14 protein-coding genes are annotated in these 20536 nt (G+C 66.2%); 7 read left to right on the top strand and 7 right to left on the bottom strand.

From position 1 onward, the window contains the following. Positions 1-193: 193 nt before the first annotated feature. From QOL57_RS06580 to QOL57_RS06555, 6 genes are all read left to right on the top strand, one after another. Positions 194-838, top strand: coding sequence for a histidine phosphatase family protein (locus QOL57_RS06580; protein WP_089239049.1), 645 nt, complete (start codon positions 194-196; stop codon positions 836-838). 42 nt (positions 839-880) lie between these two features. Continuing rightward, positions 881-2152 carry a bifunctional tetrahydrofolate synthase/dihydrofolate synthase gene (folC, locus tag QOL57_RS06575; RefSeq protein WP_089239051.1) on the top strand — a complete coding sequence of 424 codons (1272 nt, stop codon included), beginning with the start codon at positions 881-883 and terminating at the stop codon, positions 2150-2152. An 81-nt stretch (positions 2153-2233) separates the two neighbouring features. Beyond that, positions 2234-3271 carry an SPOR domain-containing protein gene (locus QOL57_RS06570; protein ID WP_089239053.1) on the top strand — a complete coding sequence of 346 codons (1038 nt, stop codon included), beginning with the start codon at positions 2234-2236 and terminating at the stop codon, positions 3269-3271. Positions 3272-3317: 46 nt separating this feature from the next. Then, entirely contained in the window at positions 3318-4097 is a 780-nt protein-coding gene (locus QOL57_RS06565; protein ID WP_089239055.1) for a CvpA family protein, read from the top strand. 30 nt (positions 4098-4127) lie between these two features. Then, a complete protein-coding gene (gene purF / locus QOL57_RS06560; protein ID WP_025878104.1) occupies positions 4128-5594 on the top strand; it encodes an amidophosphoribosyltransferase in 1467 nt (488 codons plus the stop codon). A gap of 10 nt (positions 5595-5604) precedes the next feature. Beyond that, positions 5605-6429, top strand: coding sequence for a ferritin-like domain-containing protein (locus QOL57_RS06555; protein WP_089239057.1), 825 nt, complete (start codon positions 5605-5607; stop codon positions 6427-6429). A gap of 78 nt (positions 6430-6507) precedes the next feature. Here the strand turns inward: QOL57_RS06555 and QOL57_RS06550 are convergent, their stop codons facing one another. Next, positions 6508-7980 carry a DUF2235 domain-containing protein gene (locus QOL57_RS06550; RefSeq protein WP_089239059.1) on the bottom strand — a complete coding sequence of 491 codons (1473 nt, stop codon included), beginning with the start codon at positions 7978-7980 and terminating at the stop codon, positions 6508-6510. A 220-nt stretch (positions 7981-8200) separates the two neighbouring features. Between QOL57_RS06550 and QOL57_RS06545 the strand changes: the two genes are divergently transcribed. Further along, positions 8201-9454, top strand: a complete 1254-nt coding sequence (locus tag QOL57_RS06545) for a zinc-dependent metalloprotease (protein WP_089239061.1) — start codon at positions 8201-8203, stop codon at positions 9452-9454. Between the two features lie 87 nt (positions 9455-9541). Here QOL57_RS06545 and lpxH read toward each other — a convergent pair whose 3' ends face one another. The 6 genes from lpxH to ppx all read right to left on the bottom strand — a co-directional run bounded on the left by lpxH (position 9542) and on the right by ppx (position 20247). Continuing rightward, on the bottom strand, positions 9542-10288 hold the full coding sequence (gene lpxH / locus QOL57_RS06540) for a UDP-2,3-diacylglucosamine diphosphatase (RefSeq protein ID WP_089239063.1): 747 nt from the start codon (positions 10286-10288) through the stop codon (positions 9542-9544). Positions 10289-10347: 59 nt separating this feature from the next. Next, entirely contained in the window at positions 10348-10887 is a 540-nt protein-coding gene (locus tag QOL57_RS06535) for a phosphatase PAP2 family protein (protein WP_025878111.1), read from the bottom strand. Beyond that, a complete protein-coding gene (locus tag QOL57_RS06530) occupies positions 10868-12013 on the bottom strand; it encodes a glycosyltransferase family 1 protein (RefSeq protein WP_089239065.1) in 1146 nt (381 codons plus the stop codon). The genes QOL57_RS06535 and QOL57_RS06530 overlap by 20 nt, the downstream gene beginning before the upstream one ends. Positions 12014-12178: 165 nt before the next feature. Further along, complete coding sequence (locus QOL57_RS06525) at positions 12179-15103, bottom strand: TonB-dependent receptor (protein WP_089239067.1); 2925 nt, start codon at positions 15101-15103, stop codon at positions 12179-12181. A gap of 330 nt (positions 15104-15433) precedes the next feature. Continuing rightward, entirely contained in the window at positions 15434-18403 is a 2970-nt protein-coding gene (locus QOL57_RS06520; RefSeq protein WP_089239069.1) for a TonB-dependent receptor, read from the bottom strand. 317 nt (positions 18404-18720) lie between these two features. Continuing rightward, on the bottom strand, positions 18721-20247 hold the full coding sequence (gene ppx, locus QOL57_RS06515) for an exopolyphosphatase (RefSeq protein ID WP_089239071.1): 1527 nt from the start codon (positions 20245-20247) through the stop codon (positions 18721-18723). Between the last annotated feature and the right edge of the window lie 289 nt (positions 20248-20536).

Here is a 20536-nt window from a genome sequence, read left to right as displayed (position 1 = left end):
ACTGGCCGCCTCCGGTAGCGCCGGGCCATGCCCGGCGGAATCCGTAGGAAACCTGAAACCCCGCGACGCCAGTCGCGGGGTTTTTTCATGCCTCGTCCGGCCCGGTCCGCCGAACAGGTATCATCCCTGTTCCGCGTACTTCACAGGATGTGAACACTGCGCCGGAACTCCTCCCCCAGGACCCCTTGTTCGCATGCGCATCCTGCTTGCCCGTCACGGCGAAACGCCGTGGAACGCCGAAGGCCGCTACCAAGGCCAGATCGACATCCCGCTTTCGCCCATCGGTGAAGCCCAGGCCCAGGCGCTTGGCGCCCGCCTGGCGTCGGTGGACATCACCCGTGCAGTGGCCTCGCCGCTGTCGCGCGCCCAGCGCACCGCACAGCTGGCCCTTGGAGCTGCACGCGCCGACATGCTGCTGACCGAGCCGGAGCTGCAGGAAATCGCCCACGGTGAGTGGGAAGGTCTGCTGGCCAGCGAAATCAACGAGAAAGACCCATCGCGGCTGCAGGCCTGGCGCACTGAGCCGGACACCGTGCTGATGCCCGGTGGCGAGTCGTTGCGCCTGGTGCTCGAGCGCAGCTGGCGCGGCCTGGCCCGTGCCGCCGAAGGCCTTGGCGAACACGACACGCTGTTGGTGGTCGCCCACGACGCGGTCAACCGGGTGATCCTGTGCAAGGTGTTGGGCTTGCCGATTTCCCGCCTGTGGAGCTTCCGCCAGGCACCGACCACGCTCAACCTGCTTGAGGGCGCCGACCTGGACAGCCTGGAAGTGGTGCGCCTGAACGACTGCGCCCACCACACGCCGTTCTTCGGTGAAGCCAAGCACCGCGCCCTCTGAATTTCCTGTCCTGAACCACCTGTACCTGTTGGAAGCCTTGCCGTGAAGAACACCCCGACCACTCTGGCCGATTGGCTGGATTACATTGAACGCCAGCACCCGGCCACCATCGACATGGGACTGGAGCGCGTGCGCACCGTGGCCACCGCGATGGGCCTGGGCACGCCGGCCAGGCACACCATCGTGGTCGGTGGTACCAACGGCAAGGGGTCCACCGTTGCCTTCATCGAGGCCATCGCGCGCGCTGCGGGCTGGAAGGTTGGTGCGTATACCTCACCGCACCTTCTGCGCTACAACGAGCGTGTGCGCATCGATGGCCAGGATGCCGATGACGCCGCACTGGTTGCCGCGTTCAACGTGGTCGAGGCCGCGCGCGGTGATGTGACGCTGACCTATTTCGAATACGGAACGCTGGCCGCGCTGCAGTTGTTCGCCGATGCCGATCTCGATCTGGCCGTGCTGGAAGTCGGCCTGGGCGGCCGCCTGGATGCGGTCAACATCGTCGACGCCGACGTGTCGGTGATCACCACCGTGGATATCGATCACGCCGAATGGCTGGGCGAGGACCGCGAGGCCATCGGTGCCGAGAAGGCCGGCATCATCCGCGGCTGGAAGCCGGTGATCCTGGGCGAGACCGATCCGCCGTCGAGCGTGCTGGCGCGCGCCTACCTGGTAGGTGCCAATGCGATCCGCGGTGGCAGCGACTACTTCTACGAACCGATCGATGCGCAGCGTTGGCGTTGGCGCGATGTCGGTACCCGCCTGGAGCTGCCGACCCCGGCGCTGGCCGGACCGATCCAGCTGGCCAACGCCGGTGCGGCGATCGCTGCGCTGCGTGCACTGGACAAGCCGGTGCCGCGCGCGGCATGGGCCGCAGGCGTGGCAGCGGCGCGCATCGCCGGGCGCCTGCAGGCGTTCGAGCGCGATGGCGTGCAGGTTCGCGTCGATGTCGGTCACAACCCGCAGGCGGCCGGCCAGCTGGCACGCGCGCTGAAGGCCGAGGCGGCCCCGGGGCGCACCCTGGCGGTGTACGCCGCGCTGCAGGACAAGGACGCCGTGGGCGTGGTGCAGGCCCTGCAGGACGTGGTGAGCGACTGGACCCTGGCCGGCCTGGATGGCCCGCGCGGACAGAGTGCGACGCAGCTGCAGGCGCGCCTGGCCAATACCGCCGCAGCTACTGCGGCGCTGGCCGACACGGTCGAACAGGCGCTGGCGCAGGTGCTGGCCCGTGCCGAACGCGGCGACCGGGTACTGGTGTTCGGCTCCTTCCATACCGCTGCCGCTGCGCTGCAATGGCTGCAGGCCCCCGCCTGACCGCCGTTCAGCCATTACCGACGCCGCCCGGTCCAGCACCCGTATAATCGACCGCAACGTCCAGCCTGCCGCCTGCCCTACGTGGATACGCCCCTGAAACAGCGTCTGATTGGTGCCATCGTCCTGGTGGCCTTGGCCGTCATCTTCCTGCCGATGCTCGTCAAGGGCCCGGCCCCGGACAGCGGTGTGGCCAATGTGCCGATCGCCGCGCCCGATGCGCCGGCCGATGGCCAGTTCGAAACCCGCGAACTGCCGCTGGTCGCGCCTGCCGGTGGCGCCACCGGATTGCAGAGCGGCCAGGCCCGTCCCGTCGAGGAGGCCGCCGCACCGGCTGCACCGCCGACCGTGGACACGTCGCCAGCGGTCGCTGCCGGCAACTATGCGGTGACCTTCGGCGCCTACGGCAGCCAGGCCGACGCCGATGCGGTGGTCGCCTACCTGAAGCGCTCGCAGCTTCCGGGCTTCATCGAGACCGCATCGATCAACGGTCGCCCGGCCTGGCGCGTGCGCGTAGGACCGTATGCCGATCGTGCGCAGGCCGAAGCGGGCCGGCTGCAGGCGGTGAAGGTCCGTGCCGACGTGAAGGCAGAAGTCATCACCCTCGACGCGAAGCCCTCGACCAGCGCACCGGTGGCCAGCACGCCGACGCCCGCGCCGAGCGCCAGTACGCCCATTGCGGCGGCTACGCCGTCGGCGACCAGCAACCCGGTGCGCAGTGAAAGCCTGCCGCCGAGCACGCCGACCGCAGCAACAGCGCCGGCCACCAAGCCGGAACCGGCCAAGCCCGTGGCAAAGCCGGAACCGAAGCCCGAGCCGAAGCCTGAAGCGACCGCCAGCAAGCCGGCCACCCCGCCGACTGCGCCGGCCGCACCGGCGGCGAGCGGAGTGGGTTTTGCCGTGCAGCTCGGTGCATTCGGCCAGGCCAACGATGCCAACGCCCTGCGCGACAAGGTCCGCGCGGCAGGCTTCAGTGCCTTTGTCGAGCAGGTGCGCACCGAAAAGGGCAGCCTGCACCGGGTCCGCGTCGGACCGGTCGCCAACCGCGCCGATGCCGAACAGTTGAAGGCGCAGGTCGCCGCCAAGGTCGGCGTGGCCGGCATGGTGCGACCGCACCCATGACCTGTGCGCAGCCCCGTTGCCAGCGCCGCCGAAGGAGCGGGGCGCCATGATCGACGTGGTGCTGCTGATCGTGATCGCCGCCTCCACCCTGCTCGGGTTGCTGCGCGGCTTCGTGGGCATCGTCATCGGCACCGTATCGTGGCTGGTGGCCGCCTGGGCGGCCTTCGCCTTCGGCAATGACGCCGCACGCTGGTGGGCGGCACCGGCCGCGCCCGGCGGCGAGCATTTCATCGGTGGCTACCTCAGCGTCGGCATCGGCGTGATGATCGTCGTCGCCGTGATCGGCATGGTCATCAAGGCCATCGTCCACCGCAACATGCTGGGCAGCCTGGACCGCCTGCTGGGCGGTGTCCTGGGTGCCGTGCGTGGGGGCCTCATTGCGGCCGTGCTGCTGCTGCTGGCCGGCTTCACCCCGCTTACCGCCGAACCCTCCTGGCGCGGCTCGGCGCTGCGTCCGGTGCTGAACCCGGCCGTGGGCTGGATGAACAGCAAACTGCCGCACTGGCAGGTGCCGGGCACCGACCTGCTGCCCAAGGCCTTGCCGATGGACGCACTGTCCCCATCTGCGTTGATGGAGCTTGGCAAAAGCGCCAGCGCCGGAGTGGGCAAGCCGGGGGCGACAGGCGATAATGGCGTACTCGGTCAGATAGTGGCGGGCAGCGGATGGCTGCGGCCTGCGAAGGCGGAACAGGGCGAGGCACGTGATCCTGCCGAAGTGCGCCCGGACGCCCCAGCACTACCGGGCAGCATCGAGCCGGACGACCCGGCCAATGTCGACCGCAGACGCGGCGACAACTCTGGCCAGGTACGGCCACCTTCCTTGTAACTGGGCACAGCCCAGCGGAGACCTCGCATCATGTGTGGCATCGTCGGAATCGTCGGCAACCAGAACGTCGCCGGGCAGTTGTATGACGGCTTGACCGTCCTCCAGCATCGCGGCCAGGACGCGGCGGGCATCGCCACCGTCAACGGCAGCCGCTTGCGGGTGCAGAAGGCCACCGGCCTGGTCCGCGATGTCTTCGATGCACGCACCATGTCCACCCTGGAAGGCAGTGTCGGTATCGCCCATGTGCGCTACCCGACCGCCGGTTCCGAAGGCATGGACGAGGCGCAGCCGTTCTACGTCAATTCGCCGTACGGCATCGCGCTGGCCCACAACGGCAACCTGATCAACACCGAGGACCTGCGCCAGCAGGTGTTCGAGCAGGACCGCCGCAACGTCAATACCGATTCGGACAGCGAAGTGCTGTTGAACGTGTTCGCCTACGAACTGGAACAGCAGCGCCAGCTCAGCCCGGAAGCCGCCATCCGCGCGGTGGCCGGCGTGCACCGTCGCTGCAAGGGCGGCTATGCGGTGGTCAGCGTGGTGCTGGGCCTGGGCCTGGTCGCTTTCCGCGATCCGCACGGCATCCGCCCGCTGGTGCTGGGCAAGCGCAGCCACGCCGAGGGTGACGAGTACATCGTGGCCTCCGAGTCGGCCGCGCTGGACGTGCTGGGCTTCCAGCGCGTGCGTGACGTGCAGCCGGGCGAAGCGCTGGTGATCACCGCGCGCGGTGAGCTGTTCTCGGAAATCTGCGCCGAGCCGGCCGAACACACCCCGTGCATCTTCGAGTACGTGTACTTCGCACGCCCCGATTCGATGATCGACAACGTGTCGGTGCACAAGGCGCGCATGCGCATGGGCATCAAGCTGGGCGAGAAGATCCTGCGCCTGCGCCCGGACCACGACATCGACACCATCATCCCGATCCCGGACACCTCGCGCGATGCTGCGCTGGAGATCTCCAACGTGCTTGGGGTGAAGTACCGCGAAGGCTTCATCAAGAACCGTTACATCGGCCGCACGTTCATCATGCCGGGGCAGGGTGAGCGGGTGAAGTCGGTGCGCCGCAAGCTCAACCCGATCCACCTGGAATTCCGCAACCGCGTGGTGCTGCTGGTGGACGACTCGATCGTGCGCGGCACCACCAGCCAGCAGATCGTGCAGATGGCGCGTGACGCCGGCGCGCGCAAGGTCTACCTGGCCAGCGCCGCGCCGCCGGTGCGTTACCCGAACATCTACGGCATCGACATGCCGGCGGCTGAAGAACTGGTCGCGCACAACCGCAGCATCGAGGAAATCGAAGCGCACCTGGGCTGCGACTGGCTGATCTACCAGGACATCGAAGACATGGAAGCGGCGGTGAGCGAAGGCAATCCGGCGCTGCGCAACTTCGATTCGTCGTGCTTCAACGGGCATTACCCGACGGGCATCGAGCCGGGCTACTTCGAGCGCATCCAGCAGCTGCGTTCGGACGACGCCAAGCACAAGCGCCGCGCCTGAGGTCCAGGCGGTGATCGACGTGCCTGACGTCGGCGGCAATCTGCTGCGCGCTGCGCAGCAGTGCCTGGCCGAAGCCGATCCCCTGCGCAAGGTCGCACTGACCCAGGCCTACGCCGCTGCGTTCCGCGCCGGCCGGTTGAACGTACCGGCCGATGCGCCGATGGCCGATCCGATCCGCATGCCGGGCCGACCGCCGCTGCTGCTGATGGTGCATCCGCGTGAAGTGCCCCGGCGCGGCCTCGGCGGTGTGGAGGGGCGCGCGGCGTTCATCCACGCCATCGCCCATATCGAGCTCAATGCGATCGACCTGGCCTGGGACGCGGTGTACCGCTTCCGTGGTCTGCCGGCGGCGTTCCATGCCGACTGGGTGAGCTGCGCCGACGACGAATCGCGCCACTTCATGCTGCTGCGCGAGCGCCTGCTGGCACACGGCCATGAGTACGCCGATTTTCCTGCGCACAACGGCCTGTGGGAAATGTGCGAGAAGACCGCGCACGACGGCCTCGCGCGCATGGCGCTGGTGCCGCGCGTGCTGGAAGCGCGTGGGCTGGACGTGACGCCTGGCATGATCGACAAGCTGCGCAATGTCGGCGACGGTGAAACCGCTGACGTGCTGGAAGTGATCCTGCGCGAGGAGGTTGCACACGTTGCCGCTGGGTCGCGCTGGTTCCGCTGGTACTGCGAGCGCGCCGGCGTCGAACCGCGTGCACGTTTCAAGGAACTGCTGGTCGAGTATGCCGGTGGCTACCTGCACGGGCCGTTCAATATCGAGGCCCGCCTGCTGGCTGGGTTCGATGCGGATGAGCTTGCCAATCTGATCGAACAGGCAGGTTGACCGGCGTCGGTTGATCCATCATCCACGCCATGCGCGCTTGCAGTAGATCCACGCCATGCGTGGATGCCGTTCGCTCGTTCACCCGTTCGGCAACACCACGCGCCTGCCATCCACCGTCGGCCGGTTGATGTAGAACAACCCCGGCCCAGGGCGGTACGGCAGCTCGCTGACACCGGCATCAGCGGTGTAGGTCAGGGCGGTATCGCCCAGCGCATCGAAATTCCAGTGTGCGGACTGCATCAGGTAACGGCGGCGCAGCAACGCTTCCTGCGTCGGCGTCAGCGACTGGCCCGCGATCAGGCGCCGTGCGATCGGCTGCAGTGCACCAGGCAGCTCCCAGCCCGCCACCTCGGCGGCGTTGGCGGTCCAGGTCACGCCGGCATCGATGGCGTGCTTCTGCATCACCTGCAGCGCAACCAGCTGATAGCGCCAATCGATGCGCCGGTGCAGCACCACCGCGGCGGTGGCGTACAGCACCGGCGACAGCAGTACGCTGCGGCTGCCCGCGCGTCGTTGCTGCTGCCACTGGTGCCAGACATCGACCCACACTTCCTTCGTGCTCAGCCCCAGCTGCTGCCGCCAGCGCTCGGCGTCGGCCTGTGCTTCAGCGTAGGCGGTCGTCGCCTGCAGCAGGGCCAGTGGCGGCGTCTGGTAGTCCTCCACGCCGGGCCGGCGCAGCTGCTGCCGTCGCGGCCGGCTGAGCAGCTTGGGCCCTTCCTCCACCTGGTCGTAGCCTCCACCGATATTGGCGTGCACACCGGGCAGTGCGATTTCGGGATGGGCCGGTGCCACCGTGGTCAACGCATAGTGCTGGCGATGCTCATCGCGCGCGCTGAGCTGCAACACAGCCTCGGCGATGCCCGCGGGCAGGGCGATGCGGGGGTGCTCGTCGGCACGGCCGCCGTTGACGGCAACCACCGTGTCGAACAGGCCGATGAAGCGCAGTGTCGGCCGCGGCAGGGCGAAGTCGGCACTGCACGAAAGCCCCGCCTGCAGCAGCAGCTGCCGCCAGCGCGCGGCATCCCACCCGCGCAGGTGGTTGGCAACATCGCGTGCGGCGGCCGCGCCCCGCGAATAGCCGAACAGATCCAGCTGCACGCTGTGCAGCGGCGCGCACCACTGCGAGGCAAGCGCCGACAGTGCCGCCGGCAGCAACACCTGCAATGCACGCTGCACCTTCGCCTGCACGCCACTGGCGCCAATCCCGAAGGCCAGGCCGATCAGGTCGTCCTCGGCATCATCACGAGTGCCGACACCTTCAACATAGATCGCCAGCGATGGTGCGCTGCCCGGTGTGCGTCGGCTGTCCGGATACAACTGGTGCAGGCGCGCGATGTTGGTGGCGCCGTTGTCATAGCTGCTGGTCAGCCGGCTCTGGTAGGTCGAATCGTCATCGGCGCGGAGCAGGACAGCGCGCGGTCGCGGCACCTGCCGGTGGCCCTGCGCCAGGTTGTGCGCGTTGTTGCGGGTGCCGTCGAAGAACAGGCCGATCCGCAGCAGGCCCGGATCAGCCGTCATGTCACTGCCGTGCTGCGCTGACGCCATGTGCATCCCCTGTCGTGACCACGTCACGGTAGCGCGAAAGCTGTGTGTTGGCGAAGTGTACTGACGCTTTTGACCTCACTGAACGCAGATGCGGTCGATCACAGATCGCGATTTCCATTCCCCTCATCTATTGAATTCACATGCCCTGCGCAGGCCTGATGGCCGAACCCGGCACCCCGGGTCGTGCTGCATCAACGCTGTCTACTTCACTCCAAGGAGCGACAAGATGATGTCCAGATCGATAGGTAAAGCGACAGGTGGTCTGTTGTTGGGATTGTCGGTAGCGGCGGCCGCCAGTGCGGCGCCGTTGTTCGAGCCGGTCACCGTGCTCAGTCGTGCATCGGCCACCAGCGAGCCGGCACTCGGGCGCTTGCTGGCCACCCCGTCCACCGCCGCCGTACAGGAAGTGCGTGTCGATGCCACCGCCACTGCGCAGTCGCAGCTGGAATTCGAGCTGCTCGGGCAGAAGGTGCAGGCCGTTCGCAGCAAGGTCGAGGCGCTGCCGGATGGTGGCAGCGTCTGGTATGGCCAGTTGCGCGCGCCGTCCGATCGCCTGCAGGCGGCCACGTCCAATGGCCAGGACGATCCGGGCAATTCGCTGATCCTGGTGCGCTCAGGCAACACTCTCACCGGCTCGATCCGCAAGGACGGCAAGCTGTATCGCCTGCGTCCGCTGGGCAATCGCCATGTGCTGGTCGAGGTGGATGAATCGCGGATGCCGGCCGACCATCCGGCCGACTACAACCAGTTGCCGAAGATCGCCATGCCGGCCAATGATCGCCTCGGCACCGCGCAGGCCTCGTCGGGAAGCCCGGCGACCATCCGCGTGCTGGTGGTGGCGACCAACGCCGCAGTGAGCGCCTACGGCGGCAACATGCAGTCGCTGGTGCAGCTGGCCGTTGCCGAGTCCAACCAGGGGTATACCAACAGCAACGTGGGCCTGACCCTGCAGCTGGCCGGTTATGAAACCACCAGCTACACCGAGTCCGGCAATTTCACCACCGACCTGTCGCGCTTCCGTGGCACCGGCGACGGTTACATGGACAGCATCCACACCAGCCGCAACAGCACCGCCGCCGACGTCGGCGTACTACTGATCAACAACACCAGTTACTGCGGGCTGGCCTCGGGCATCGGCTCCACGGCGTCGACGGCGTTTGCCGCGGTGTACTGGGATTGCGCCACCGGCTACTACTCGTTCGCCCATGAAATCGGCCACCTGCAGAGCGCACGGCACGATATCGCCAGTGATCCGAGCACGTCACCGTATGCCTATGGCCATGGCTATCGCTATGAGCCGGCCAGCGGATCGCGCTGGCGCACGATCATGGCCTATGACTGCGCGGCCGGCTGCCCGCGGCTGAACTACTGGTCCAATCCGAACATCAGCTACAACGGCGTGCCGATGGGCATCGCCAGCAGTGCCGACAACCAGCGCGTGCTGGTCAATACCAAGGCCACCATCGCGGCCTTCCGCTGAGGCCAAGCGCCGATCAAGGTCGGCGTCTACCAGAGCGCGTGCACCTGCTCTGGTAGATGCCAACCTTGGTTGGCACCCTGCGATCGATCATTCGCGGCTGAGCGTATCCAGGGTCCAGCCGTTCGCATCCACGCGCAGCACCGAGCCCTGTTCGTACCAGTCCCCCAGCACGATGCGGGTGCAGCTGCGTCCGCCGGCCTGCAGGGTGTGGATCGCCGGGCGATGGGTGTGGCCATGGATCATCGTGTCCATGCCGTGGCGCGCGTAAGTGGCTTCCACTTCGGCCGGGGCCACGTCGGTGACGGTTTCGAACTGTGCACGGTCGCCCTGCTTCATTTCCGACTGGCGCGCCTGGCTGGCATCACGCGCTTTCTGCGCGAAGGCGATGCGCGCAGAAAGCGGCTGCGACAGGAACTGCGCCTGGAAGACAGGATCGCGGGTCTGGGCGCGGAACTGCTGGTAGGGAGTGTCATCGGTGCACAGCAGGTCGCCGTGCTGCAGCAGCACTGGGCGGCCGTAGAGTTCGATCATGCACGGGTCCGGCAGGATGCGCAGGCCGGCGCGGCGGGCATAGTCTTCGCCGAGCAGGAAGTCACGATTGCCGCGGATGAAGAAGACCGGCACGCCGCTGTCGGACAGTACCTTCAGCGCATCGGCCACCGCATCGGCTGCGGCGGAGGGGGTGTCATCGCCGATCCAGGCTTCGAACAGATCGCCGAGGATGTACAGCGCGTCGGCGCCGGGGGCCTCCTCGCGCAGGAAGCGCAGGAACAGGTCGGTGATGGCCGGACGGCTGGGGTCCAGATGCAGATCGGAAATGAACAGCGTGGTCATGCGGACATTCTAGGGCATCGCTTCGCCGGTAGCGCAGGGCCCTGCGCAGCCGCAGGGCATCACACCGGCAACGGCAGCCAGGCGAGGCTGGCCGAGGCCAGCAGCGCAGCGATGCCGGTGGCCGCCAGAACGTCACTCGGGTAGTGCAGGCCCAGTACTACGCGCGAAAGGCCCACGCCGAAGGTGAACGGCACCAGCAGCGGCGCCAGCCAGGGGTAGTAGGCCAGCGCAACGATGGTGAACGACACCGCGTGCAGGGTATGCCCGGACGGGAAACTGAACTCATCCAGCGGCGCCACCCAGGCACGGATACGCAGGTCGGCCGCGTACGGTCGTGGTCGCCGGGTCCAGCGCTTCAGCCCCTTGTACAGCAGCAGTGCGGCCAGTCCGGTGGCTGCCATGTGCACCGACGCACGCAGGCCATCGAAGCCATCAATGAGCACCAGCGCGCCCATCAACACGTACCAGAACACGCCATCGCCGAGTCGGCTGATGATCGAGAAGACGCGGCGGACGCGGCGACGTCGGCAGTAGTGGTTGGCGCGGCGACACAATCGTGCTTCGCGGCCTGCCAGCAGTTCAAGCGGCGTGGTGCGCATGTCCGCTCCTCCGCGCGCTGGCCAGTTCCGCCAACAGGCTCTCGAACTCCGCCACCACCTGCTGCGGGTGCAGCCGCTTCATCGCCCGTGCCGCGGTGCTGCCCAGTTCGCGGCGCAGGGCATCATCAGCGGCCAGTTGAACTGCTGCCTGCACGAACTGCTCGTCGCCATCCACTGCCGCACCGTTCTCGCCGTTGCGCAGGTACTCGCGGGCCGCGCCGTAGTCGAAAGCGACCGTGGCCAGGCCGCTTGCCATGCTTTCCAGAGTCACGTTGCCGAATGTCTCGCTGCGGCTGGGGAACAGGAACAGATCGCCACTGGCGAAATGTCGGGCCAGCGCATCGCCGCGCTGTATGCCGCAGAAGATGAAATCGGGATTCTCATGCGCCAGCTTTTCGCGCGCCGGGCCATCGCCGACCCAGATGAAACGTGCTTTCGGGCGCACCTGCTGCAGCTTGCGGAAGGCCTTCACCGCCAGGCCGAGGTTCTTTTCGGCGGCGATGCGGCCGACGTAGATCGCTGCCAGCCCCGTACCATCGATGCCCCATTCTTCGCGCAACGCCGGGTCACGGCGCGACGGATCGAACTGCTGGCTGTCGACCGCACGCGCGAGCAGGCGCACACGCTCGAAGCCCTGCTCGGTCAGGAACTCCTGCAGTTCGCGGGTGGGCACCAGAGTCGCATCGGCCTGGTTGTGGAAGCGGCGCATCCAGCGCATTGCCGCCGACTGCAGCCACGCCACGCCATAGTCAGGCAGGTATTCGTCGAAGCGGGTGTGGAACCCGGTGGCCACCGGAATGCCGAGGCGGCGTGCGGTGCGCAGCGCCGACCAGCCCAATGGGCCCTCGGTCGCCACGTAGATCGCGTCCGGGCGCTGCTGCCGCCAGTGCCGGCCCAGCCGGATCGGTGCCGGCAGGCCGAAGCGCAGGCCGGGATAGCGCGGCAAGGCCGCGCCCGGTACCAGCAGGGTGCCCGGCGCCGCATCCAGTGCTTCGCTAACCTGTCGCGGGCGGATCAGGTCGATCTCGTGGCCGGCGGCGCGCAATCCCTGCTCCAGGCCCTGCACGGTCAGTGCGACGCCGTTGATCTCCGGCGGGTAGGTTTCGGTGACGATGGCATAGCGCATGGCGGGCCTCCGGTTTTACGCATGCTCAGGCCTGGCGATGTAGCCGACATGACCGCTTTGCGACAACGCGATGACGGTCACGCCGGGCGCTGCCCGCGTAGTTCAGAGGCACGAAAAACCACGGCCCCGAAGGGCCGTGGTCATGGTGTTGCGCCAGCGCGTGGATCAGAAGCGCTGCTGGTACTTCATGTAGACGAAGCGACCGATGTCAAAGCCGCCGTAGTAGGAGAAATTGGAACTTGGCTGGCTGTACAGGATCGGGCCCTGGCGGGCGAACACATTGTTGGCGCCAATCGAAACGGTGGCACTCCACGGCAGGTTGTAACGCGCCTGCACATCATGGAACGTGACCGAACCGCGTCGGTTGTAATCGCGGCTGCCGCTGTACCAGGGCGCGCGCTGGTCCGGATGGGAACATTCGTCCGGATGTTCGCTTGCGTCCAGGCAGCGTTCCTTGACGGCGGAGAAGTAACGCAGGCTCCAGGTGAGGCCCAGGTTGCCCTGCTCCCAGCCCAGCGATGCGTTGGAGCGGACCCGGAAGCCGATACCGCCGTTGGTGGCGATGCCATTGCTGGGAATCGGCGGCACATCCGCCTCGTTGGTGGTCCGCTCCTCGGCGGCAACCACGTAGGTGGTCTTCCAATCGGCGCTCAGCTTGCCCCAGCGGGTTTCGACCTTGTGGCCGATTTCCAGGTCATAGCCTTCGGCTTGGCGGAAACCGCTGTTGCGGTTGCCATAACTGAGCTTGTTGACAATGCCCAACTCCGGATCGCGGGTGAAGCTGCCGCAACGCTCGGCGATGCCCAGCTCGTAGCAATCGCGGAGGATGTTGTTGGGATGGTCTGCGACGATGGTGTTCTCGATTCGGATCTTCCACCAGTCGAGCGCGATGTTCAGCCCTTCGGCAAACGTCGGGCTCCAGACCAGGCCCAGTGTGCGGCTGGTCGAGGTTTCCGGTTCCAGGTCCGGATTGGAGCCGTTGGTGAAGGGAAGGGGTGTCTGTCCACTGCTGCCGGTGATCGGCTCGTTGCCTTGGCCGAGCTGGCGGTAGCTGTCCGCATTGGCGATATCGGCGGCGCAGCGTGCACGCACCTCCGGGCTGCTGGCGGCTGCACCATAGACGGTGTCGCAGGGATCGCGGAAGCCGGTGGTGAAGGTTTCAGAGCCACCGCCATACAGGTTGGAGATGGTCGGTGCGCGGAAGCCCTGGGCCCACGTGCCGCGGACCAACAGCTGGTCTATCGGCTTCCAGGTGAACCCGAACTTGCTGTTGAGGGTGCCGCCGAAGGTGGTGTAGTCCGAGTATCGGGTGGCGGCGCTCAGGCTCAGCTCACGCGCACCGGCAAGGTCGCGAAGCACCGGCACGCTCAGCTCCAGGTAGGCCTCGTCTACACGGTAGCTACCACCGGTGGGGCCTGCGGCCAGGTTGGTGGTGGCACCGGTCTGCGCCAGCGCATCGGGGATGAAGCGGCCGTCCTCACGGCGACTCTCCGCTCCTACTGCGAAGCCGAGCTCACCTGCAGGCAGGGTGGCGAGACTGCCGCTGAGGTTGGCGAACAGGTTGCGGGTAGTGGTACGACCGCGGGTGAGTTCTTCCGGGAACAACGAGTCCTGCAGTTCCGGGTTTCCGGTCAGGCCATAGGGATCATCCTGGCCATATGGCACCAGCGGGTTCCAGGGCCTGCAACCGGTGATCGGCGCATCCGGTGTGCCGCACTCAACCTTGCCGGTTGCCGGATTGTAGAAGGACGGCCCGGTGGCATCGGCGACGCGTTGCTTATGCAGATTGCCGGTGGAGCGTTGGGTCAGTTCGCTGCGGTTGTACTGGTAACCGGCTTCCCAGTCGAAATCGCGACCGCCGAACTCGAAGCTGCCCTCGAATGCCGCCACGCCCTGCCAGGAGTTCAGTTCGCTGGTACTGACGCGCGGAATCTCCCACGTGCGGCGGTTCCAGTGCACGTCGCTGGGCGTTTCGTAGCCGTGATGGCTGCCGAACGGATTGAACCAGCTGTCGACAGACATCGGCGTGATGCCGGCTGCGCCGGACTGGAACGGGTAGCCGGCGACCTGGCGCCTCGTGGTGCGTTGGTTGTAGGCCAGCTGGGTGTTGAAGCGGACCTGGTCATTCAGATCCACGCGCGCGTCAACGAAGATCGAGTCGCGCTTGATCGGTGTCTGCAGGTGCATCTGCTCGTTGCTGTTGCTGACATCACCGGTGAACGGCGAATTGTCGCTGAGATGGAAGCTGTCCGGACCTCCCGGCTGGCTGCCACGATCGAGCGAATAGCTGCAGCCACGGCTGTTGCTGCAGCCCGGGCCCTTGAAGCCGGTGATGCGACCCCATTGGCCGACCGTGGTCCAGCCATCGTCCGGATGGCGATCGGTATAGGTGTGGGCACTGAAGCCTCGATCCTTCGCCCACACGGCCTTTTCTTCGACATGCTCGGCGGCGAGGCTGATCGAGGCGCGTTCATTCGACCAGCCTGCAACCACGTCGTATTGGGTGCGGGCGCCGTCGCCTTCGCTGAACTGGCCATGGTAGACGCTGGCGGTCACGCCCTCGACGTTGCGGCGGGTGATGATGTTGATCACGCCGGCCATGGCGTCGGAACCGTAGATCGCCGATGCGCCATCCTTCAGTACTTCCATGCGCTCCACGGCAGCGGCAGGAATGCTGGAGACGTCCTGGTAACCACTGGTTGTCATGCCCAGGCGTTTGCCATTGATCAGCACCAGCGTGCGCTGTGCACCCAGGCCGCGCATGTCCACGTAACTGCCACCGGCGGTTTCGCCAGCGCTGAGCGGGCTGGCGCGGCTCAGTGCCGGGCTGCCGGTTGCGGTCAGGTTCTGCAGGATGTCGGCGACTGAATTGAAGCCTTGCCGCTCGATGTCAGCGCGGCTGATGGTCAGCACGGGCTGAGCGGTTTCCAGATCGACCTGGCGGATGCGCGAGCCAGTGATCTCGATGCGGTCCAGGGTGGTGGCTTCAACGGAATGCTGGGCGAATGCGGGAACGGCCAACGCAGTGGCGGCTGTCATCGCAAGCGCTCGGCGGATCGCCAACCCAAGTTCGGGAATACGGATGGTCATGGGTCTCTCTCTCTTCCAATTCATCGGTGCGCTGCCAAACAGGGCTGCGCCAGTTCCACCGCAGGAGGTGGACGTTCAAACCTAGTGAAGGCCCGCAGAGAGGAGTAGAGGAACGCAACGAGAACGCCCGGATCGGCGATGACGCTTTTGTACAAAGCGGAATCGAATCAATCGATTGCCAGGTCATGTTGTGCTCCGGTTGAAGGTGTGCCCGGGCTCGCGTGCTGGATTGGAAGCGTCAAGGCCGATGTAGATGGCGACAACCTGCGCGGGCACAAAAAAACCACGGCCCCGAAGGGCCGTGGTCGTGGTGTTGCGCCAGCGCGTGGATCAGAAGCGCTGCTGGTACTTCATGTACATGAAACGACCGATGTCGTAGCCGCCGTAGTAGGAGAACGACGAATTCGGCTTGCTGTACATCACCGGGCCTTCCTTGCCGAACACGTTGTTGGCGCCAACCGACACGGTGGCATCCCACGGCAGGTTGTAACGGAACTGCACGTCGTGGAAGGTGACCGCGCCACGCTGGTTGTAATCGCGGGTACCCTTGATCCACGGTGCCATGAAGCCGGGATCGGAGCACTCATCCGCGTAGCGGGTAGCGTTGAGGCAACGCTCCTTCACGCCGGAGTAGTAACGCGCGGTCCAGCTGACGCCGAAGTCACCGATATCCCAACCCAGCACCAGGTTCGAACGCACCCGGAAGGCCAGGCTGGTGCTGGTGCCGATGGTGTTGGCCACGCCGTTGATCGGGGTGGGAACCACGCCGCTGTCGTTGGTCGAACGGTACACGTTCTTGCTGACGTAGGTGCTGGTCCAGCCAGCGCTCAGCTTGCCGTAGCTGGTATCCACGCGGTAGCTGACGTCCAGGTCGTAGCCTTCGGTCTCGGCGAAGCCGGCGTTACGGTTGCCGAACTTCAGGCCAGTGACGATGCCGGTGGCTGCATCACGGGTGAAGCGGCTGCAACGCGCTTCGATACCCTGCTCGTAGCAGTCGGTGAGGATCTGGTTCGGGCTGTCATCGACAATGGTGTTGTCGATGCGGATCTTCCACCAGTCCAGCGCAACGTTGAGGTTGCTGACGAAGGTCGGGCTCCACACCAGGCCCAGCGTCTTGCTGGTCGAGGTTTCCGGGGTCAGCTGCGGGTTGGAACCGGATACGAACGGCGTCGGCGTTGCGTCCTGCGCGGTGGTCACCGGCGTATTGCCCTGGCGCAGCTGACGGAAGTTGCCGGCATCGGCGATATCGCGTGCGCAACGTCCGCGGACTTCAGCACTGTTCTTGGAAGCGCCGAACACGGTGTCGCAGGGGTCGCTGAACTGCGCGAAGGTTTCCGAACCGCCACCGTACAGGTCGCTGATGGTCGGTGCACGGAAGCCTTCGGCCCAGGTGCCGCGGACCAGCAGCTGGTCGATCGGCTTCCACTTGAAGCCGAACTTGCTGTTGAGGGTGTTGCCGAAGGTGTTGTACTCGGAGAAACGCGTTGCGGCGCTGAAGCTCAGTTCCCTGGCGCCCGGCAGGTCGGCCAGGATCGGCACGTTGAGCTCCAGGTACGCTTCCTTCACCGTGTAGCTGCCACCGGTCGGGCCAGCGGCCAGGTTGGTGGTGGCACCGGTCTGGGCCAGCGCGTCCGGCGTGTACTTGCCATCTTCCTTGCGGCTTTCGACGCCGAAGGCAAAGCCCAGGTCGCCGGCCGGCAGGGTCATGATGCTGCCCGACAGATTGGCAAACGCGTTCTTGGTGGTGGTGCGGCCGGTGGTTTTTTCGGACGGGAACAGCCAGGCCAGCAGCTCTTCGTTGCCGGTCAGGCCGTTCGGGTCGTTCTTGCCAAACGGCACCAGCGGGTTCCACGGCTTGCAGCCATCGATGACCGCGCCCTGGCGGCCGCATATCACCTTGCCGGTGGCCGCGTCGAGGAACGACGGGCCGACGGCATCACGCACGCGCTTCTTGTGCAGGTTGCCGGTGGCGGTGGCGGTCAGCTCGTTGCGGTTGTACTGGTAGCCCACGTCCCAGTCGAAGTAGCGCTGGCCGATCTCGAAGGTGCCATCCAGCGATACCACCGCGCGATAGGTCTTCAGTTCGCTGGTGCTCACGCGCGGCACTTCCCAGGTGCGGCGGTTCCAGGACACTGCGGTCGGGTTGGCGTAACCGTGCTGGCTGCCGAACGGGTTGAAGTAGCTGTCCCTGGACATCTGGCCAGTGGCGTTCGGGTCATTGGGAATCGACACCGAGCTGGACTGGGTCGGGTAGCCGGCGATCTGGCGCTCGGAAGAACGCTTGTTGTAGCCGAACTCCGTGCGCAGGTTGATGTCATCGGTCAGCTTGAAGCGGCCATCGAAGTACACCGAATCACGCTTGATCGGGTACATGACGTGCATCTGGTCGTTGGCATTGCTGACGTCACCGGTGAACGGCGTCGCATCGGTCAGGTGGTAGTTGGCCGGATTGGTCGGGTCGGCACCACGGTTGAGCGAGTAGCCGCAGCCCAGCCGGGTATCGGTACAGCCCGGGCGGCCCTTCAGGCCGGTGATCTGGCCGTACTGGCTCAGCGTGGTCCAGTTGGAGGGGTCATTGGGGTTGTGGTCGCTGGTACCGTACTTGCTGAACCAACGGTCACGTGCCCACACGCTCTTTTCTTCGGAGTGTTCCAGCGCCAGCGTCAGCGACACGCGGTCGTTGCTCCAGCCACCCACCACGTCGAAGCGGTCGCGCGCGCCGTCACCTTCGCTGTACTGGCCGTGGTAGACGTTGGCGGTCACGCCGTTGACGTTGGAACGGGTGATGATGTTGACCACGCCGGCCATCGCATCGGAGCCGTAAATGGCCGAGGCGCCATCCTTCAGTACTTCGATGCGCTCTACGGCCGACACCGGCAGCGAGGACACGTCCTGCAGGCCCGAAGTGCTGATGCCCAGGCGCTTGCCGTTGACCAGCACCAGGGTGCGCTGCGCGCCCAGGTTGCGCATGTCGATGTAGGTGCCGCCGGTGTTCTCGCCCGAGCTCAGCGCGTTTGCGCGGCTGATCGCCGGGCTGCCCATCGCGGTCACGTTCTGCAGGATGTCGGCAACGGAGCTGAAGCCCTGGCGTTCGATATCGGTACGGCTCAGGGCCAGCACCGGCTGCGCCGTTTCAACGTCCACCTGGCGGATACGCGAACCGGTGATTTCGATGCGGTCCAGGTTGGTCGGCGAGGCGGTGCTGCTGCTCTGGGCGAATGCCGGCAGCGCAGCCAGCGTCGCGGTGGTTGCCAGGGCGTAGCGGATGGCCTGCCCCAGTGCGGTGGTGCGTGAAGTCATGACGAGCTCTCTCTCTCGGGTCGTGCAACGGACGCCAAAACGGGCGTCGAAGGAATCGGCAGGTCCAGGACCGAGCCGATGACCCGATAGTAGTCTCGTTGGTTAATACTCTGTAAAGAGCGCGTGTCGGTTTGTGTCGTTACGCATCGCGTGTTTTCACAAAACGTGAACAAAAGCAGGGATTTACGTGAAGGCGCAGCAAGCGCAAGCGCCACCAACTGCTGCGTTGCAGCAGGAATTGGCCGTCGATTGCGCGGACTGTAACGAAATGTAATCGGGCGCCGACGGCTGATGCGTGGGCGCCCTCGGCGTCCCGCTCAGACCACGAACGGACGGAACTGGATGCCCAGTCCGGCGATGCCGTCGGTCTCGCCGATCAGGTCGGCGCGGAGCAGCGGGCGCGCATCGATGAAGGCCTGCGGGACGATCAACGACAGGCGGTTGTCGTCGGCGGTCAACTCAAGCACCGGCAGCGGTGCGTCTTCATGCGCACGGTTGAGAAGCACCGCCAGGCGTAGCAGGGCAACCAAGCGTCGTGCCGTCAGCAGCAGGCGTTCGGGAATGGCGTCGAAGGCGGTCTTGCTGATGCCGCGGCGGTGATTGCGCACCAGCGCCGCCAGCATCTGCTGCTCCTGCCGCGAGAAGCCAGCGATATCCGAGTTCTCCAGCACATAGCTGCCATGCACGTGGTAACCGCTGTGGGCGATCATCAACCCCAGCTCATGCAGGCGCGCGGCCCAGCCGAGCATGCGTGCATCATCGGCATCCAGCTTCCAGCGTTCCTGCACCTGCTCCAGCAACGACAGTGCGGTGTCCTGCACGCGGCCGGCCTGCACCGTATCGATGCCATAGCGATGGGTGAGGGCGGCCACCGATTCATCGCGCGGGTCGTTGTCGCCGGCACGGCCGAGAATGTCATAGAGGATGCCCTCGCGCATCGCCGCCTTGCTGACCAGCAGCTTCTCCAGGCCCAGCGCCTGGAAGGCGGCCTCCAGCACAAGGATGCCGCCGGCGATGATCGGGCGCCGATCGCTGGACAGGCCGGGCAGCACGATGTCGTCGATCTTCTTGGCCTTCAGCAGTTCATCGCGGAGCTGGGGCAACGCCTCGGCCGTGATCGCGCCCTTGCTCAGCTTCATCGTCGCGCAAATCTCGCTGATGGCCTTGTGGGTGCCGGACGACCCCAGTGCCTCCTGCCAGCCCAGCGCGCGGTACTTGCTGGCGAAGGGCTGGAACTCCCGGCCGATCTCGGCCAGTGCGTCCTTCCAGCGCTTCTTGCTGAGTTTGCCGCCCGGGAAGAAGCGTCGGGTGCTGGCGATGCAGCCGGCCTGCAGGCTCTCGCGCTCCAGGGTCTGCATGCCCTTGCCGATGATGAACTCGGTCGAGCCGCCACCGATGTCGATGACCAGGCGGTGCTGGTCGGGCTTGGGCGGTTGTGCATGGGCCACGCCCAGGTAGATCAGGCGCGCCTCTTCGCGGCCACTGACCACTTCGATGGCATGCCCGAGCGCGGTTTCGGCCGGCATCAGGAAGGCCTGCGGCGAACGCAGCTGGCGGACCGTGTTGGTGGCCAGTGCACGCACGCGATGTGGCGGGACGTTGCGGATGCGCTGGCCGAACCGGGCCAGGCACTCCAGCGCGCGCTGCCGCGCTGCTGCGGAGAGTCCGCCCTTGCCGTCCAGGCCGTCGGCCATGCGCACGGTCTCGCGCAGGCGGTCGATCACCCGCAGCTGGCCAAGCGTGTAACGCGCGATGACCATGTGGAAACTATTGGAGCCAAGGTCGATGGCGGCCAGCAGGTCGCCATCCTGCAATGCGGGCGGAGTCGTGGTGGTATGCGGCATGGGCGAATGTTAGCCGAAGGGACGGTGAACTCGTCACCGCGCGGCCTTCACATTTTGTGGGGGGAGTGCGGCAGGGCTGCGCCCTGCACCCGCAGAATCAACGTCAACGTCAACGTCAAAGGCGAGGTATCCGTGGGATGGCGGGGTGGGTCCGGTTGCGGGGGACGCCGTGAACCCATCCTTGGGGGCTTGGCCGCGGCATCCATGCCGCGGACACCCCCGCAACCGGACCCACCCCGCCTTCGACAGGTTCGCGTGGCTGTCGGTAGGTGTCGACCTTGGTCGACAC

This window comes from Stenotrophomonas sp. yr243, from assembly GCF_900184195.1.
GTDB classification, from domain to species: domain Bacteria; phylum Pseudomonadota; class Gammaproteobacteria; order Xanthomonadales; family Xanthomonadaceae; genus Stenotrophomonas; species Stenotrophomonas lactitubi.
The sequence above is the reverse complement of the archived record's forward strand: the minus strand, read 5'-3'. Positions and strand labels throughout refer to the sequence as shown.

Bases quoted from the DNA above. Each gene is read 5' to 3' on its own strand.
- QOL57_RS06580 (WP_089239049.1), top strand. From the start codon at position 194: ATGCGCATCCTGCTTGCCCGTCACGGCGAAACGCCGTGGAACGCCGAA.
- QOL57_RS06565 (WP_089239055.1), top strand. From the start codon at position 3,318: ATGATCGACGTGGTGCTGCTGATCGTGATCGCCGCCTCCACCCTGCTC.
- purF (WP_025878104.1), top strand. From the start codon at position 4,128: ATGTGTGGCATCGTCGGAATCGTCGGCAACCAGAACGTCGCCGGGCAG.
- QOL57_RS06550 (WP_089239059.1), bottom strand. From the start codon at position 7,980: ATGCACATGGCGTCAGCGCAGCACGGCAGTGACATGACGGCTGATCCG.
- QOL57_RS06545 (WP_089239061.1), top strand. From the start codon at position 8,201: ATGATGTCCAGATCGATAGGTAAAGCGACAGGTGGTCTGTTGTTGGGA.
- lpxH (WP_089239063.1), bottom strand. From the start codon at position 10,288: ATGACCACGCTGTTCATTTCCGATCTGCATCTGGACCCCAGCCGTCCG.
- QOL57_RS06535 (WP_025878111.1), bottom strand. From the start codon at position 10,887: ATGCGCACCACGCCGCTTGAACTGCTGGCAGGCCGCGAAGCACGATTG.
- QOL57_RS06530 (WP_089239065.1), bottom strand. From the start codon at position 12,013: ATGCGCTATGCCATCGTCACCGAAACCTACCCGCCGGAGATCAACGGC.
- QOL57_RS06525 (WP_089239067.1), bottom strand. From the start codon at position 15,103: ATGACCATCCGTATTCCCGAACTTGGGTTGGCGATCCGCCGAGCGCTT.
- QOL57_RS06520 (WP_089239069.1), bottom strand. From the start codon at position 18,403: ATGACTTCACGCACCACCGCACTGGGGCAGGCCATCCGCTACGCCCTG.
- ppx (WP_089239071.1), bottom strand. From the start codon at position 20,247: ATGCCGCATACCACCACGACTCCGCCCGCATTGCAGGATGGCGACCTG.